This is a genomic window from Oceanobacillus sp. NCCP-135 (assembly GCF_059698015.1).
The window spans coordinates 17536-35952 of record NZ_BAAKSZ010000003.1 but is presented as its reverse complement, the minus strand read 5'-3'; the positions used below and the strand labels follow the sequence as shown (position 1 = coordinate 35952).

At 36.4% G+C, this 18417-nt stretch carries 14 protein-coding genes and 1 other annotated feature; of the genes, 5 read left to right on the top strand and 9 right to left on the bottom strand.

The genetic code is table 11. The features are described 5' to 3' along the window. Positions 1-152: 152 nt before the first annotated feature. The gene (gene tyrS / locus AC6HVZ_RS02985) at positions 153-1424 is read right to left on the bottom strand and encodes a tyrosine--tRNA ligase (protein WP_497556650.1); all 1272 of its coding nucleotides are present in this window, start codon (positions 1422-1424) and stop codon (positions 153-155) included. Positions 1425-1477: 53 nt separating this feature from the next. Beyond that, positions 1478-1691 (bottom strand) — a binding site (T-box leader). 121 nt (positions 1692-1812) lie between these two features. Between tyrS and AC6HVZ_RS02980 the strand changes: the two genes are divergently transcribed. From AC6HVZ_RS02980 to AC6HVZ_RS02965, 4 genes are all read left to right on the top strand, one after another. Then, complete coding sequence (locus tag AC6HVZ_RS02980) at positions 1813-4821, top strand: transglycosylase domain-containing protein (protein ID WP_497556649.1); 3009 nt, start codon at positions 1813-1815, stop codon at positions 4819-4821. 153 nt (positions 4822-4974) lie between these two features. After that, positions 4975-5628 (top strand): GNAT family N-acetyltransferase, encoded by a 654-nt coding sequence (locus AC6HVZ_RS02975; RefSeq protein ID WP_497556648.1) that lies wholly within the window; start codon positions 4975-4977, stop codon positions 5626-5628. Continuing rightward, a complete protein-coding gene (locus AC6HVZ_RS02970; RefSeq protein ID WP_497556647.1) occupies positions 5629-6279 on the top strand; it encodes an acetoin utilization AcuB family protein in 651 nt (216 codons plus the stop codon). It begins immediately after the preceding gene. Beyond that, positions 6276-7433, top strand: a complete 1158-nt coding sequence (locus AC6HVZ_RS02965) for an acetoin utilization protein AcuC (RefSeq protein ID WP_497556646.1) — start codon at positions 6276-6278, stop codon at positions 7431-7433. The genes AC6HVZ_RS02970 and AC6HVZ_RS02965 overlap by 4 nt, the downstream gene beginning before the upstream one ends. A gap of 294 nt (positions 7434-7727) precedes the next feature. Here AC6HVZ_RS02965 and motS read toward each other — a convergent pair whose 3' ends face one another. The 4 genes from motS to AC6HVZ_RS02945 all read right to left on the bottom strand — a co-directional run bounded on the left by motS (position 7728) and on the right by AC6HVZ_RS02945 (position 11927). After that, positions 7728-8516, bottom strand: coding sequence for a flagellar motor protein MotS (motS, locus tag AC6HVZ_RS02960; protein WP_497556645.1), 789 nt, complete (start codon positions 8514-8516; stop codon positions 7728-7730). Beyond that, positions 8506-9330 carry a flagellar motor protein MotP gene (motP, locus tag AC6HVZ_RS02955; RefSeq protein WP_497556644.1) on the bottom strand — a complete coding sequence of 275 codons (825 nt, stop codon included), beginning with the start codon at positions 9328-9330 and terminating at the stop codon, positions 8506-8508. Before motP ends, motS begins: the two co-directional genes overlap by 11 nt. Before the next feature lie 57 nt (positions 9331-9387). After that, on the bottom strand, positions 9388-10383 hold the full coding sequence (ccpA, locus tag AC6HVZ_RS02950) for a catabolite control protein A (protein ID WP_497556643.1): 996 nt from the start codon (positions 10381-10383) through the stop codon (positions 9388-9390). Positions 10384-10850: 467 nt separating this feature from the next. After that, positions 10851-11927: a bifunctional 3-deoxy-7-phosphoheptulonate synthase/chorismate mutase gene (locus tag AC6HVZ_RS02945; RefSeq protein WP_497556642.1), complete on the bottom strand. Its 1077-nt coding sequence runs from the start codon at positions 11925-11927 to the stop codon at positions 10851-10853. 124 nt (positions 11928-12051) lie between these two features. Here AC6HVZ_RS02945 and AC6HVZ_RS02940 point away from each other — a divergent pair, with 124 nt between their 5' ends. Further along, positions 12052-14184 (top strand): cell division protein FtsA, encoded by a 2133-nt coding sequence (locus AC6HVZ_RS02940; protein ID WP_497556641.1) that lies wholly within the window; start codon positions 12052-12054, stop codon positions 14182-14184. Positions 14185-14426: 242 nt separating this feature from the next. Here AC6HVZ_RS02940 and AC6HVZ_RS02935 read toward each other — a convergent pair whose 3' ends face one another. The 4 genes from AC6HVZ_RS02935 to AC6HVZ_RS02920 all read right to left on the bottom strand — a co-directional run bounded on the left by AC6HVZ_RS02935 (position 14427) and on the right by AC6HVZ_RS02920 (position 18387). Further along, positions 14427-14849: a YtxH domain-containing protein gene (locus AC6HVZ_RS02935; RefSeq protein WP_497556640.1), complete on the bottom strand. Its 423-nt coding sequence runs from the start codon at positions 14847-14849 to the stop codon at positions 14427-14429. 33 nt (positions 14850-14882) lie between these two features. Then, positions 14883-15287, bottom strand: a complete 405-nt coding sequence (locus tag AC6HVZ_RS02930) for a DUF948 domain-containing protein (protein WP_497556639.1) — start codon at positions 15285-15287, stop codon at positions 14883-14885. A gap of 384 nt (positions 15288-15671) precedes the next feature. Further along, positions 15672-16991 (bottom strand): UDP-N-acetylmuramate--L-alanine ligase, encoded by a 1320-nt coding sequence (murC, locus tag AC6HVZ_RS02925; RefSeq protein ID WP_497556638.1) that lies wholly within the window; start codon positions 16989-16991, stop codon positions 15672-15674. A gap of 280 nt (positions 16992-17271) precedes the next feature. Then, positions 17272-18387, bottom strand: coding sequence for a nicotinate phosphoribosyltransferase (locus tag AC6HVZ_RS02920; RefSeq protein ID WP_497556637.1), 1116 nt, complete (start codon positions 18385-18387; stop codon positions 17272-17274). Between the last annotated feature and the right edge of the window lie 30 nt (positions 18388-18417).

Sequence of the window (18417 nt, the reverse complement as noted above, 5' to 3'; positions counted from 1 at the left end):
AATTTCAAAGCCACAGTCTCTTTCTTGTCATATCCAGCCTATTTTATAATTTATCCAATCTCGTACTCATTATTAGCAATTTTATTCAATATAAGAGCCAAAATCCACTATGATTTCGGCTCTTCATTAACATAACATTCTCGTTAACACTATTATTTATAACTTACAAGAGAATACTTCTTTTTCCCACGTCGAATAATCGTGAACAAATCTTCTATCCGATCGTCGTCATTTACTTGGTATTGCAGATCCTGAATTCTTTCTCCATTTACATAAATAGCTCCATTATTAATATCTTCTCTTGCCTGCCGTTTTGATGAAGAAATGGATGCATTAACAAGCAAATCGATTAAGCCTATCTCCTCTTTTGCAGCATGATATGTTGGAACATCTTTGAATCCCTGTTTTATATCACTTACAGATAATTGCTTTAAATTCCCACTAAACAGTGATGCGGAAATCTTTTGTGCTTGCTCTAGTGCTTTATCACTATGCACAACGCTTGTCATTTCTTCAGCTAACCGCTTTTGTGCCATGCGATTTTCCGGCTGATTGGTAACTTCATCCTCCAGTTGTATCAATTCTTCTTCTGGTAGAAATGTGAAGTAACGAAGAAACTTCATCACATCACGATCATCTGTATTTATCCAGAATTGGTAAAACTCATATGGACTTGTTTTCTCCGGATCCAACCACACTGCTCCACCTGCCGTTTTGCCAAATTTTGTTCCATCAGCTTTGGTAATTAAGGGGACAGTAAGACCATAAACTTTAATTTCCACATCTTCCTGTTCTCTTGAACGGCGAATTAATTCCATTCCAGCAGTAATATTCCCCCACTGGTCACTACCGCCAATTTGCAATGTACAATTTTCCAGTTCATATAGCTTTAAGTAATCAAGGGATTGCAGAATCATATAACTAAATTCCGTAAATGTGATCCCCTGTTCAATACGGGCAGATACAGATTCCTTTGCCAGCATATAATTAATTCCGAAATGCTTCCCTGCGTCTCTCAGAAAGTCGATAATGTTCATATTCGCTAACCAGTCATGATTATTTCTTGCCACGACTGGATTTTCCCCTTGATCAAATTCCAATAACTTGGCGATCTGCTGCTTAATTTTTTCGCTGTATTCTTTAACAACTTCCCCTTCATTTAAAGAGCGTTCACTTGTACGACCACTCGGATCACCAATCATTCCTGTACCTCCACCAACTAAGGCGATTGGTTTATGGCCAGCTTTTTGAAATCTTTTTAACATTGTAATTGGCAGCAAATGACCAATATGTAAACTATCTGCTGTTGGGTCAAATCCACAGTATAATGTTACCTGATTCGTTGCTAAATGCTGTTCCAATCCTTCCCGATCTGTTGTTTGATGAATTAACCCTCGATTTTCTAAATCCTGTAAAATATTCATTTTCTTCACACTCCACCAATTATTTTATCCAAATAAAAAAACTCTCCCCTCAAAAAAGGGACGAGTTTATTACGCGGTACCACCCTTGTTGCTAAAAATAGCCACTTGGGATTGTTAACGATGTCTCCACCGTTCTATTTGACAATAAGTCAAATAGAAAATGCTCCAGATTGTAATTCGCCTGCAAATTTATACCAGCTCCCACCAAATACTGGCTCTCTTTCATAGTGATTTGCAAAACTACTGAAATTCCTTCATAGCTTTTAATTTATAGTATTATTATATATTGTTATCATATCTTTCATCAAAAAGCAATATTTTTTTAAATTTTTCACACGCAAAAACAGACTTATGCTATAATAAAATTGGAATTCTGGGAGGTTTTATCATGGATTATAAGCAATTATTCTACAAATATAAAAATAAAATAATGGATGTTTGGAACACTGGAAAAGTGCAACGTTCAACACGTATTACATACGATGTTTTTTGGAATGTCATCCTATTTTTCCTAATCATTGGCTTTATTGGTGTTTTCTTCGCAGGGGGAATTGGCGCAGGCTATTTTGCATCCCTTGTCAAAGATGAACCGATAAGAAGCTATGATGTAATGGCGAGTGACATCTATAATTATGAGGAAACATCAAAATTATATTTTGCAGATAATAAATACTTTGGCGATGTTCAGTCAGATATCTACAGAGAAGAAACCACTCTAGAAGAGATCTCAGAAACACTTGTCAATGCCGTGATTGCAACAGAGGATGAATATTTCGAGAAACACGAGGGAATTGTTCCAAAAGCAATTGTTCGTGCTATCCTGCAGGAAGCATTAAATTCGGACGTTAAGACCGGTGGAAGTACACTGACACAACAATTGATTAAAAATCAAATTCTGACCAATGAAGTATCCTTTGAACGAAAAGCAAAAGAAATATTATTAGCACTCCGTTTAGAACGTTTCTTTGATAAAGATGAGATATTAGCAGCCTATTTAAACATTGTTCCATATGGTCGTGATGCCTCTGGCGGAAATATTGCCGGAATTCAGACCGCTGCTCAGGGTATTTTTGGAATTGATGCCAAAGATGTTAACCTAGCACAAGCTGCATACTTGGCTGGTCTTCCACAAAGTCCTTCCGCATATACACCATTTGCAAATGGCGGTGGGTTAAAGGAAGAGGAAAGACTGCAGCCAGGACTAAATAGAATGAAAACAGTACTAAACAGAATGTATGAATCAGAATATATTTCAAAGAATGAGTATGATGAGGCGCTCAGCTATGATTTAGTGGCTGACTTTATCGAAGGTTCCCCATCACCAATCGAAAAATATCCAGTTTTAACTTTTGAAATTCAGGATCGAGCAACAGATAAAATCTTAAATTACTTAGCAGAAAAAGACGGATATTCAGAGGAAGACCTTGAAAACAATCAAGAATTAATGGATGAATATACCGCCTTAGCTGAGAGAAGTTTGCGGACAGAAGGCTATGAAATTCATTCAACAATTGATAAAGAAATCTATGATGCCTTTCAGAAGGTTGCAAAAAACTATCAGCATTACGGACCTGATAAGGTTACTGAACTGAAAACAGAAAATGGGTCTGTTAATGTAAAACAATATGTACAGGCTGCAGGCATGCTAATTGAAAACAAAACAGGAAGAATCATCAGTTTTCTTGGCAGTCGTAATTACAGTGAGGATGACCAGACGAATTATGCGACAAATTCATTGAGATCAAACGGCAGTACAATGAAGCCACTGGCTGCATATGGACCGGCAATGGAAATGGGTTATGTTCAGCCTGGTACACCAATTGCTGATATAGAAACAACGTGGGGGAATTACACACCAGGTAACTTTGATGAACGGTTCCATGGAATATTATCTGCACGACAGAATCTGGCGCATTCCTATAATATCCCTGCAATTAAAACATATTCAAAAGTAATGGACAGCAATCCGGTTGAAAATTACCTTAAAAAAATGGGAATTACTTCAATTGGTGAGGATGCGTATCAGTACAGATCTCTTGCAATAGGTACTGCTGAAATGACAATCGAAGAAAATACAAATGCTTTTACTACATTTGCAAATAAAGGGAAATTCATTGATGGTTATATGATTGAAAAAATCACAACAACTGATGGTGAAGTAATTTATGAGCATGAAACTGAACCAGTGGATGTATTTTCACCACAGACAAGCTATCTGATGCTTGACGTCCTGCGTGATGTAATCAGTGAAGGTTCAGGAAACTATGTAAATTCGCAGCTGAAATACAGAAATGTTGACTGGGCTGCTAAAACAGGTACCTCTCAATATGTAAATGACGTGCATTTCGTTGGTATGAATCCTAATGTAACATTTGGGACATGGCTAGGTTATGAGTTTAATGATTCACTCAGGTGTGATTCCTGCAGTCTCTACCATAGTCACCGAAATATAAAATTATGGGCAGAACTGGTAAATGTGGCAACCGATATAAGACCAGACCTGATGGCACCATCTGAAAGCTTTGAACGTCCTGAAGGAATTGTCTCCCGCAGCTATTGCGCAATATCAGGTATGCTTCCATCAGAGTTATGTGCACAAGCAGGATTGGTTCAAACGGATTTATTTAATGCCAAATTTGTACCGACCAAGACAGATGACAGTTTAATTAGGGGGAGCTTTGTCCTCGTCGATGGAAAAGCAGTGGTCGCTGGTCCAAACACCCCTAGTGAATTTGTCGAGGGTGATGGCCTTGCATTTAATCCTGCATTTTTGAAACGCATGGGATATGACAAATTAAATAATATATCAGAGCTTTTCCCCCGTATAAATCGGGAAAAATGGGAAAAGATTGGTGTCCCCGGTGCTGATGTCGGAAATGCAGTTACGGATGACGGCAAAGCTCCAAGTGCTCCCGGCAGCTTAGCTAAATCCGGAAGTAATTTAACATGGAATAAGTCGGCGAGCAAGGATGTGGTTGGTTATCGAATTTATCGTGCAGCTAAAGCAGGAGGTAACTTCAGTAGAGTTGGCAGCACAACTTCCACTAGCTATTCCGTTGGTGACAGTAACGCTGTTTATCATGTAAAGGCGGTTGACTACTTTGGACTTGAATCATCTGCATCACAGGAAATAATTGTTGGTGATATTTCTGATCCAGAAGAAGAAACACCGGATCCGGATACTGAAAAACCGGAAACCAATAACGACAATAAGAATAACGATAATAGCAAGGAAGATAATAACAGCACCGAAGATCCGCCAGAAGATAGCGGTGGCAATAATGGCAGTGACGACAGTGGCAACAAGGATAACGGGAACGGTTCAGAAAATGAGGGTGGTAAAGACAAAGATGATTCAGGAAATGAAAATGGTGGTACTGATAACGGAGGAAACTAAAACGTATCATAACTACCACAATAAAAAAGAAGGGATCCCGCCTCCCTTCTTTTTATTGCTTATTTTCATTTAGACTAAAAATTCACACCATTATCCTGTATAATAGAAATATGAAAGCGCTGCTATTTAATTAATATAACAGGTGGTGAAATAATGGAACATGTAAAGACTTATCATTCAATAATAAATGAAACACCTAATGGATCAATTATTATCGAGGGTCCGCTTTATTCAGAAGAACTGAAAACCTTCTATTTTCACGAACATTTAACTGCATTTCGTCCCGCTGAAAAACAATTCAAGGCCTTAATCGATATTGCTGATTTTCCAGAGGGAAGAATTATTATTGCCAGAACGAAAGATACCATTATCGGTTATGTTACATACTTACATCCAGACCCACTGGAGAGATGGTCCGAATTTAATATGAAAGACCTGATTGAATTAGGCGCAATTGAAGTGATCCCAAAATATCGGGGGGCAGGAGTAGCCTCCGGTTTATTGAAGGTATCTATGATGGATGATTTCATGGAAAACTACATTGTTATTTCAACGGAATATTACTGGCATTGGGACCTAGACAGAACCAAACTAAGTGTCTGGGATTATCGGAAAGTCATGGAGAAAATGATGGCCGCAGGTAGTCTCCTGCCAGCTCCAACTGATGATCCTGAAATCATTTCCCATCCAGCAAATTGTTTAATGGTACGTATTGGGAAAGATGTGTCTGAAGAATCGATAAAGCAATTTGATAAATTAAGATTCTTGCAGCGACATCACTATCGGAATTTACGGGAGGGATATTAATTGTTAGTTGAAGAAATTATGAAAACAGATGTTATTACATTACCACCAACAGCAACGATTTATGAGGCATTACAGCTACTCCAAAAGTATCGAATTAGACATATTCCAATTGTAGATGTGGATAAGCATGTTGTCGGTATTGTTTCTGATCGTGATGTACGTGATGCGAGCCCATCCAGTTTTATAAAAGATTCGGATCACAGCGAGCTGCAAAATGAAATCAGGTCCATCATGAGTCAACCGGTTATAACCATACATCCATTGGATTTTGTTGAGGAGATAGCCCGTATATTTTATGATGAGGAGTTTGCCTGCCTTCCAGTAGTGAGAGACAATAAACTTACCGGTATTGTAACAGAAAAGGATATGCTGTATAAGTTAATCCAATTAACGGGAACCCATGTACAAAGCTCACATATAGAAGTAAAGGTTCCACACAAACCCGGTATTCTACCAGAAGTAGCTTCCGTGTTTGGTAAAAGAAAAACAAATATTGTATCTGTACTGGTCTATCCTTATAAGAATGATCCGAATTACAAAATTCTTGTCTTTCGTATTCAAACAATGAACCCACTGCCTGTTGTTCAAGATTTAAGAGCGGCCGGCTATGAGTTAATGTGGCCTAATAATATACCGGAGCCGAAATTATGACATGCCATGCTTCCTTTATTTATTCTAATTCTTTCTTAAACTATCATTTCAATGACGAGCATCCTTTTAATCAAAAAAGAGTTGTGATGGCAAAGGAATTATTAGAAGAATCAACATCACTATCGAAACAGGAAATAATAACACCTCGCAAGGCCACCGAGGAAGAACTTATCCTTTTTCATGATAAAGCATATATTGAAACTGTGAAAAAAGCGAGTAACGGGCAGCTTGCAGAAAATGAAGGTATTGAATATGGGTTAGGAACAGAAGATACCCCTATTTTTGAAAAAATGCACGACGCATCCAGCTATCTGGTTGGTGGTACATTAACTGCGATAGATGCTGTCTTAACTGGTGCTAGCGAGCATGCCTTAAATCTTGGAGGCGGGCTGCATCATGGGTTTAAACGAAAAGCAGCGGGATTTTGTATATATAATGATGGAGCAGTAGCAATTAAGTATATTCGCAAAAAATATAATTTAAGAGTTTTGTACATTGATACAGATGCTCACCATGGGGATGGTGTACAATGGGCATTTTACGATGATCCAAATGTTTGCACAGTTTCTATCCATGAAACCGGCAGATATCTTTTCCCTGGAACAGGTAATGTTAATGAGCGAGGTATAAAAGAAGGGCATGGATATTCCTATAATCTCCCAATTGATGCCTTCACAGAAGACGAATCTTTTTTGCAGGTCTATGAAACTGCGATAAGGGAAATTGCTGCATATTTTAAACCAGACATAATTCTTACACAAAATGGCGCTGATGCACATTGTTACGATCCTTTAACACATTTATGTGCAACGATGGAAATCTATGAAAAGATACCTTTACTCGCACATGAAATAGCACATAAATATTGCAATGGAAGATGGGTCGCCTTAGGTGGAGGCGGATATGATATTTGGCGTGTTGTACCACGAGCATGGGCGCAAGTTTGGAATGTAATGAAATTTGGTCAACCTCAGCATGGGGAAATCCCGAAAAATTGGTTAATGAAATGGCAAAAAGATGCTCCAGTAAAGCTTCCGGTATTTTGGAATGATGATAAAAGCATTGTACCTAATATACCAAGAAAATCAGATATCACTGAAAAAAATGCAAAGGTACTATTGAACGCACTTAAATATACCAAAAATATAAAGTGATAAATGGATTGGGGCGGCGACGCTAGTTTAGTTATAGGTGAAGTGCTGGGATGGGTTGCGCCGGCGGTGTATGCAAAAACTAGAGGAGAGTTGAGAGACGGAGCGGTAGAGTTGAGAGATTAGACATGAAAGTTGAGAGACACGGGGTAAAAGTTGAGAGAAAACAACGGAATATGCAATTATCTCTCAACTTCGTATAGTTTTCTCTCAACATCAGCTAATCTTAGCATACGAGCGAAAAAGGCTTATATTTCTCCAAAAACTCTAAAAAAACAAGGAGAATGATTGAAATAATCACCCTCCTTCTTCAACTTCCTGTGTATTTTCTAATACTACAATTTCGACTCTTCTATTTTGACTCATATTACCAGGGGTTGTATTAGGAACCATTGGCCTCGTGTCACTGTAGCCAACAATTGTAAACCTTGATTCATCAAAGTCATTTTCATTGATTAAATAACGTACAACGCTACTCGCTCTTGCTCCAGATAATTCCCAGTTTGATGGGTAAAGGTATGTTGACATGGGGCGGTTATCTGTATGGCCTTCCACTTTTACTTTATTAGGTATCTCGGATAATAGTGTTCCTACTTTACTTAGGAATGGTTCCCCAGAAGGTAACAATTCTGCTTTTCCAGGTTCAAACAAAATAAGTTCCTGTAATACTAATACTACACCACGTTCCGTTCTACTGGCAGAAATAACGTTATTTAAGTCGTTTTCATCTAAATAATTCTCAACGTCTTCCATTAAGTTAGTCAAGGAATCTTCTTCATCAGTTTCATCCCTGTCATTAATATCATCTAGTTGTGTAGGTGTTTCGAATTCATTAGATGCTTTCCCATTATCCATATGGCTGGTACTCTCTGTTGGATTTTCCATTGGAACAGGTGATGGAAAGAAGTCAAAAATCATCCTATTTCGAAATGATTCCGAAATGGCTTCAAATTTAACTAAATCGATTTGCGACATGGAAAATAGTAAAATGAAAAAGACCAAGATAAGTGTAACCATATCTGAATATGTAACCATCCATTTAGGTGCACCACTATTCTTTGACCGCTTTATTTCCCTACGCTTCATTTATGCTCTCCTCCACAAAACCTGTTTCCGCTTCTGATTCTTGTTTAACCTTTGTTTCATTGGAAAGAAAAGCACTTAATTTCTCTTCTAAAATTCTCGGGTTTTGTCCTGATTGTACACCGATTACACCCTCGATAATGATTTGTTTAATAAATACTTCTTCTTCTGTTTTTTTCTCCAACTTATTAGCCATTGGAATAAAAACCAGATTTGCTAGCACCGTTCCATATAATGTGGTTAACAACGCAACAGCCATACTTGGACCGAGAGTCGCTGGATCTTGCAGACTGTTTAACATAAGCACCAAACCTACTAACGTACCGATCATCCCCCAAGCTGGTGCGTATTCTCCCGCTTTTTCAATTAACGATCTTCCTTTGTAATGCCGATCTTCCATTGCAGTTAATTCCGCATTCATAATGTCATTGATTACTTCCGGTTCAATCCCATCTACAGCCAGTAATATACCTTTACGAATAAAAGGATCATCAACTTCTTCCAATTCGTTTTCAAGTGCAAGTATTCCTTCTCTCCTTGCGCGTTCAGATAAGCGGATAAATAATCCAATCAACTCAGGCAATCTAAGATCATTTTTATGAAATGCTTCACTCACTATTTTTTTGGATAATTTGATTTGATCCGTGTTAAAATTAATTAACATGGATGCTACTAAACCACCAATCACAATAAATATGGAAGCTATATCAAGAAATAAACTAGCACCATCACTTCCACCCTTTGACATAATTGCCAACATAATCATGATAAAACCTAACGTAATGCCGATAGGGGTCAATAAATCTCTTTTCCTCATAGTCCCTCTCCCCAAACTCGTTGAATATATCAGTCATATATTATATCGACATTATTTTTACTTTGTTGAGTTTCTTTTTTCAATTCGATGTGGTAAAACTACTTTTTGTTCTGCTACCTCTTCTTTGTTCATAAATTTTGTCAATAAACGCATAGCAACTGCCCCAATATCATACATTGGCTGGACGATTGTCGATAGTGTAGGTCGTACCATTGTTGCTAATCTTGTATTATCAAAACCGAATACTTCCACATCTTCAGGCACTTTGTAGCCTTTATCCTGTACTCCATGAATTACGCCTAATGCCATTTCATCAGAGGCAACAAATATAGCCGTTGGTTTATTCTCCAATTCCAGAATTTGGTTTACTGCCTCTATGCCGGAATCATATGAATAGTCGCCTTTTATAATCAGATCTTCCCTTATTGAAACAAAAGAATCCTTTAGTGCTTGCCTATAGCCTTCATACTTAAGATTGTTAATATGTGTATCTTCCTGCCCGGAAATAAATGCAGTTTGCGTATTTCCTTTATCGACTAAATATTTCGTTGCTTCGTAAGCCGCTTGTTTATAATCAATATTCACGGATGGGATAGCATTATTTTCATCATAAGTTGCCGCAAGAACTACTGGTACGGATGAGCTTTTAAACTGCTGTACATGTTCCTCAGAAATATTTCCGCCCATAAAAATAATGCCATCGACTTGTTTTTCAAGCATTGTGTTTATTAATTGGATTTCCTTATCTTTATTTTGATCAGAATTGCTCAATATCATATTATATTTATACATTGTTGCAATATCTTCTATACCTCTTGCCAATTCTGCAAAAAAGATACTAGAGATATCCGGAATAATTGCACCAACAGTAGTTGTTTTTTTACTTGCTAGTCCTCTGGCTACCGCATTAGGTCTATATCCCAGACGTTCGATCGTTGCCAGTACCTTCTTTCGTGTTGTTGGTTTAACATTTGGGTTTCCATTAACGACACGTGAAACAGTTGCCATGGATACATTTGCCTCTCTTGCTACATCATATATTGTTATATTCATTTACATTCTACCTGACTATTTTAAAGGATAACCATTCATATCCAATCGCTATAAAATAACCAGGTTTCACCTCCTTAAACTATTTTAAAGCCAATAACACTTATTAAATCTCCATTATAATTGGGTCGGCTTCACACTATTTTTTTCAATAGCTTCCCGTCCACTGTTTTCTTATCGTAGTTCATAGCGATTTCTTTTTTCAACAAACTGCACTCTCTTGAGCCTGAATGCACTAAACAATATATTATAAATTGAAATGATTGCCTTTACAATACTTTATTATTAGTTGATATTGAAGCATATCAACTACACCTGTCTAGAGTTTCTTGAAATATTGCCTAATCGCCTACTATTTTCTTTATCATACTCCACTATGAAAAAAATTACAAAACATTTAAAGGCTGGGGCATCACTTGGACGCCTCAGCCTTTAAGAGGTTGTTCTACCTTTTAATAACGTGTTGATTTCTATTTCATTCGCCTTACCATATCTTCTAATTCATCCATAAATTCGTTGAACATAGGTATGTTCATTTGTTGTGCCGAGTCGGAGAGTGCAACTGCAGGATCTGGATGAACTTCGGCCATAACCCCGTCTGCACCGATTGCTATTGCAGCTTTTGCGGTTGGTAGTAGCAAATCTCTCCTACCTGTTGAATGGGTTACATCCACCATAACCGGTAAATGTGTTTCCTGTTTTAATATAGGTACTGCAGAGATATCCAGTGTATTTCTAGTAGCTTTTTCATAGGTACGAATTCCACGTTCACATAAAATAATATTTCCATTGCCCCTAGAGTTAATATATTCTGCTGCATTAATGAATTCAGAGATAGTTGCCGACAAGCCACGTTTTAATAACACAGGCTTATTAACGTCTCCTGCTGCTTTTAACAATTCAAAGTTTTGCATGTTACGTGCACCAATTTGAATAACATCAATGTAGTCCAGTGCTTCTTCAATATGTGCCGGATTTACAATTTCGCTAATAACCGCTAAATCATATTCCTGGGCAGCACGCTTTAATATTTGCAATCCTTCTATTCCTAATCCCTGGAAGTCGTAAGGAGATGTTCTTGGTTTAAATGCTCCCCCACGTAAAAGCTTAAGACCTCTGCCTTTAACTGTCTTGGCCACTTCAGCTACCTGTTCATATCCCTCAACAGCACATGGACCCATAATAAAATGTGTATTTCCATCACCAATTTTTGCACCTTTAATATCAATGACTGTATCTTCCGGTTTCTTTTTTCTTGAAACTAGTAATGCTTTTCGGTGATCATCTTCCTGTAATTCCAAACTTGCTTTAAATATTTCTTTAAAAATATGCTCAACCGTTGCATTTTCAAATGGACCATTATTATTCTGCGTTAGAAGATTTAACATTGATCTCTCGCGTACAGGGTCAAATCTTTTAATACTCTGCTTGTTTTTTATTTGACCAATTTGCTGTACAATCTCTGCACGGCGATTAATTAGCTCAAGTATTTCTAAATTAACTTCATCCATTTGTACTCTAAGTTGATCCATTTCATTCTGACTCATTTAAATACTCCCCCTGAACATAATTTTTTTAATAATTAGAGACAATTATAACGAATAATTGTTCCTTTGTCATTAAAAAGTTTATAATATAGTAGATATTCTTTATTTTGAAAGGATTTTAACGATGGAAAAACTTGTCTTTGCCCTTGATATAGGTACTCGGTCTGTTACGGGAATCATAATGGAAAAATTAAATGATAAATTTAAAGTGCTTGATTTTTACACAAAAGAACATGATGAGCGATCCATGCGTGATGGCCAGATACATAATGTTGTTGCAGTCTCAGAAGTTATTAAAGAGGTAAAAGAGAATCTAGAACAAAGAAATGGCGTACTGCATAAGGTTTGTGTCGCAGCTGCTGGACGAGCATTAAAAACAGTTCAAGCATCTACTGCCATTTCAATAAATCAACAACCAATTACAGCAAATGAAACGATCAAACATCTTGAATTAAGTGCAGTTCAATCAGCTCAAGAATGCTTAGCTACACAGGATAAAGAGAATGATTATACAAATTATTATTGTGTTGGATATTCAGTCTTGCAATATAAACTCGACAATGAGCAAATAGGTTCACTAATTGACCAAAGTGGAGATGAAGCTGCCGTAGAAATTATAGCCACATTTCTTCCAAAGGTAGTTGTGGAGTCATTAATTGCGGCTTTAAATAGAGCTGATTTAGAAATGGAAGCTTTAACATTGGAACCAATTGCAGCAATCCATGTACTTATTCCAGAATCTATGCGCAGATTAAATATTGCACTGGTCGATATAGGTGCAGGTACAAGCGATATTGCGATTACAGATAAAAGCACAGTAGTAGCATATGGGATGGTACCAGTTGCTGGGGATGAAATTACAGAAGCAATTAGTGATCATTATTTGTTGGATTTTCCAATGGCGGAGAAGACAAAGCGGCAGATTGTAGATAATGGACAAGCTGTAATAAAAGATATATTAGGTTTTGAAACAACTATTACTGATAAGGAATTAATCGAAAATATAGCTGGTAAAATTGAAAATTTAGCACATTCGATTGCTGAACAAATTATCGAATTAAATTCAAAGCCACCAAAGGCTGTCATGCTTGTAGGTGGAGGTAGTCTGACTCCAAACATAACAACAATCTTAGCAAATAAACTGCAGCTGCCTGCTAATCGTGTTGCGGTAAGAGGAATTGATGCCATTGATAATTTAATTAAAACAGATAACTTAGTATATCGACCAGATTTTGTAACACCTATCGGAATTGCAATTGCCGCTAAACAAAATCCAGTCCATTATGTGAGCATTAAAGTGAATGAAAAATTAATCAGAATGTTCGAGATGAAGCAATTAACACTTGGTGATAGTCTCGTTCAAGCAGGGATTGATATTAATAAGCTTTATGGTAAACCTGGTTTGGCGTCAATTATTTCCGTAAACGGTAAAGAAATTATACTACCTGGTGAGTATGGAAATCCTCCATCAATTATTTTGAATCAAAATCCTGCTACTGTTGACAGTTTAATTAAGAATAATGATGAAATTATTATTCTTAGGGGTGAAAATGGTAAGGAACCTACCGTTACGATTGAACAATTAATTGAGGAAATCCCTTCCATAACAATTCATGTCAATGATAAACCTTTCACATTGAAAATGAATATTTATGTAAACAATCAATTAAAATCAAAGGATTATCAGGTTCAGGACAATGATACTATTATTTTGAAACAGACTAATACAATAAAGGAATTTTTAACGTTTGTAAGTACGAAAAAATTGGAGAACATAAAACCCTTTACAATAATCGTAAATAATCAAAAAATAAACCTGAACAAGGGAGAAGCACAAGTATATGTAAATAATCAAAAGGCAAATATGAATCAAACCCTTAAACATAATGACCACATTGTGATAATATCTGCATCAAGACCAACGGTGAACGATTTGCTGAGGTACCTTGATAAGAGGTATTGGAACAAGATTCGGGTCAGTTTTAATGGGAAGCCTATTGTAATGAAACAGCAGCTATTAATTGTTAACAGGAATGAGGAACAACTGAATGAGGCAAGTATTTTAACATTAAATGATTCTTTAGAAATAAAAGAACAAAAGCAGAATCCCATTATATTTCAGGATATTTTTCGTTATGTTGATATAGATCTCACAAATGCAAGTGGAAAATTTAAAATTTATAAAAATAACGAACCCACCACCTTTTATGAAATTCTGCAGGAGGGTGATGAATTAAGTATTGAATGGTTTGATTAAAATGCACTTTTCATTTGATCCGTTCTAGTGTAATAGAGGGCTGTTTACACCTGTTTCAGCTTCGTTCACATAGAGAGCCGCTCTATTCAACCGGTTGATCCTAGTTCTAGTCCGTTCGGGGGTAGAGAAGAATTCTATGGGACCATTTGCACCAATTATCAATCGCAAGAAGGCTCGCATACTGTAAAGGAAAACAAAAACAGGGAGCAGATTCAAACAAATGAACTGCTCCCTGTTATCTATTATTTATTTGACGTTTCTAGCTCTTTAGCTGTGTCGTCAATTGCTTCTGCAACTTCTTCAGCAGCTTCTAACGCTTCATCTTCTTTGTTTCTTTTTTCCTGTAGTTTATTTTGAACTGTTTTAGTCAGATCTTTTGTTTTGTCTGAAGCATTCTTTGTTAATTGTGATGTCGTATCCATGGCTTTTCTTTTTAACTCTGAACCAGTTGTAAATGCTTTTTCCTTCCAATCGGAGCCTTTAACTTGTGCATTATCCTTCCATTCGGATGCCCGGTCTTTAACCTGACTTGCCCCTTGATTAATATCATTTCTTAATTCTTTGCCAGATTTAGGTGCCAATAATAATGCTGCAGATGCTCCAACAATACTTCCAATAAGTGTACCAATAATAAAGTCTTTACTATTAATGTTATTATCTCCCATTTTCCGATTCCTCCTCGTATAATTTGTGAAAATTTATTTTCTTTTCTTATTCCATACATCCATTATTGCTGCTCCCCATTTAACAGCTTGGGAAGCCTTGTCCTGATTTTGCTCAGAAGTACGTGAAATGCTATTGGATAGCTGTCTAAGAGAATTGTTAAAATCTTTTACCGTTTCACCAATCCCTTTTGCACCATCAAAAATTCCATTTAATTTTGATGATTTTTGATTAATATCCTCAGCTAATCGATTTGTCTTATTTAGTAATTCAGTTGTTTCACTTGTAATTCCCTGCATTTGTTTTTCAAGACTTTCCAAAGTATTTGCTACATTGTTTAAGGTTTGCTTTGTTGCTTTAAGCGTCATTGCAAAATAACCAACAAGTACAGCAAATGCAACAGCTGCAATTAATGCAGCAATATATAGCATGATTTCCATTTGTATTACCACCCCTTCTGTTGTTAAAAATGTTATAATGTCGTGTGAAAAACAAATATTTATATTAGCTTTAACATAAATACCCTTGATAATTTATACCCTTAATATACTAAGCTAAACATAGATATGTATATAATAACCAATTCGACAATTATGTATGAATTCCTTTTTTTTATTTGAATTATTTTCAGGAAAAATTAGAAACCTGGCATTCGCCAAACCTGTGGATGTGTGTATTAGTTTCACGAAAAATACTTTTCGTCTGCGATGTAGGTGCTTCAAAGTATTACTAATGCACTTAGGCAATTAAACAAGTAATAATACTTTTTTAACTGCTAAACAAAGAGTCCGATACTTTAATTTAATTCAGACTCTTTGCTTGTATCATTGATTAATTGATTTAGCATTTACTTTTTCTTCATAGGCCTGCTGAAATTTTTGAATGTCCCCTGCTCCCATAAATATTAGAACACTATTTTGGTATTCAGGAGATGCTAATACATCTGTATAGGATAATTCCAATACCGTACTGTTAGCTATCAGCTTTTGTAAATCATGTATTGTAAGGTTTCCGGAATCTTCTCGTGCAGATCCAAAAATATCGCATAAATACACATGGTCAGCCAGGCTTAAACTTTCAGCAAACTCCTGCAGAAAGGTTTTTGTTCTTGTAAAGGTATGTGGCTGAAAGATTGCTATTACAGATTTATCCGGATATTTTTTCCGTGCAGAATCGATTGTTGCAGTAATTTCCTTTGGATGATGCGCATAATCATCAATTAATATTTGGCTGCCAACTTTCTTTTCTGTGAATCTTCGCTTTACACCTTTAAATGAAAAAAGGTTATTAATAACGTCCGCACCAATACCTTCATAGTGGCAGATTGCAATGACGGACAATGCATTAAGTACATTATGATCCCCAAACATAGGAATCATAAATGTGTCATAGTACGTATTTCTGACAAATACATCAAATTCAGTTCCTTGCTCTGTTTCTTTCACATTTTGCGCTTGAAAATCATTTGTATCAAGAAAACCGTAGTAAACTACCGGAACCTTTGCTTTGATTTGCTGGAGCTGTTCATCATCTCCACATGCAATAATCCCTTTTTTAACCCGATCTGCCATCGACTGAAAAGCATCAAACACATCGTCGATACTGGTAAAATAGTCTGGATGATCAAAATCAATATTCGTCATAATTGCATAATCCGGTTCATAGCGCAAAAAGTGACGACGATATTCACATGCTTCGAAAACAAAATACTCACTGCTCACATGACCGTTCCCTGTGCCATCACCTATCAAATAAGAAATTGGGAAGGATTCATTAAGGACATGTGCTAATAAACCAGTAGTAGATGTTTTTCCGTGCGCTCCGGTAATAGCAATGCTTGTATATTGTTTCAGCCATTCTCCTAAAAATTCATGATATCTATAGAAAGTAACTCCTAATTTTTTTGCTTTTTTAATTTCAATATGGTCATCTGGATATGCATTACCTGCTATTACTGTGTAGTTTTCTTTAATGTTATCTTCTGAAAAAGGGAAAATCGGAATGTTTTTATCTTCTAAAGCTTCCTGTGTAAAGAATCGCTTTTCCACATCAGAGCCTTGTACCTTCTCTCCAGAATCATGAAGAATCTGTGCGAGTGCACTCATTCCTGTCCCCTTAATACCAATAAAATGGTAAGTTGTCATAAAAAAGAACCTCCAAATTGTGCATAAAAGTGGATGTTCAAAAAGTCCGGTAAAAATAACCCATCGAATTTCTTCGTTGGCTTGGTTTCTTTGCTGCTCATGTATCTAATTACATACATTATGCTGCTCGAAACTACGTCGCCTCGAACTTATCGATCCTTTTTATCCTCTTATTTGAACATGCTTTATAAGGATTTTAATTAAATTTCACATGAAAAAAATTATATAACTATTTCATTATAGCAAAATATAGGTCGTAATTAAATAATATACTTTACATCTACTTAGTTCCATCGTAATATTCAACCTTTTCCAAACGTGGATTTGGTCGATAGTGACGACCTTCTTTTGCGGAAGGGGTACCATTTAATAAGACGTTATCACCGGTAAATCCAATATTAATCCTTAATAAACTCCTACCGACACCATACATATCTACCGGTACTCCCATTTTTTCATATTCTGTAATTCGCTTTTCTGTAAAACCACCGGAAACCATTATTTTAACATGTGTAAATCCATCATCATCCAAAGCTTTTCTTAAAGCAAATATAAGTTCCGGATTAACACCCCTTGGATCAAAAGTACCCATAAGATGATGATTTCTCATAAAATATTTATCCACTAATGTCCGTGATGTATCTAAACGTACAGATTTTAAATCTTTTCCGAATTCCCTGGCTACTTTTAATGAATCAGTTATTACATCATTATTATAATCAACAAGTGCTGCAAGTTCATCTTCTGGATACAGTGCATGATAGGCTTTTGAAGCAGCAACAATATCTCCGCGGAACATCTGAATTAAAGCATGCGGCATCGTACCCATGCCCTCTTTTCCCCACCATTCATTCATTGCATGTGTGGCTTGTGCTGTTGATCCACCAATAAATGCAGCATATCCGTCTCCTGCTTGCTGTGTAAAGTGATCATCACGATCTCCCATAAAAATAACTGGTTTTTGTTTGCCTGAAGTTCTGGCTGCTTTTACAACATTATATACATTTGTAGCCACCGATGTTCTTCTCGCTAAAATCCCATCAATTATTCCCTCCAGGAAACCGAACTGCTGGTATGCTCCGGAGATGGTTAAGACAGATTCATACGGACTAATCTTATCCCCGTCCTTTAATGATTTTATTTCTAATGTATCTGGGTTATCAGCAAAAGTATGAAGCAATGCTATAGCCTCATCCGTTCCACATAAGACCGCATTCTCTTTTTGGAAAAATTGCATCGTTACATAATTATCGGGTAATTTTTTTTCAGCTATCTCTTTCGTTTTAAGAAAATAAACCGCTGAGAACCAACCATCTTTAATACGTTCATCAAATTTAAAGGTTTTATTAGTTAATCGTTCTAGTTTGCCTGTTAGTTTTTGCCCAATCTCTTTCATACAAGTTTCTCCTTAATGTATAATAATCTG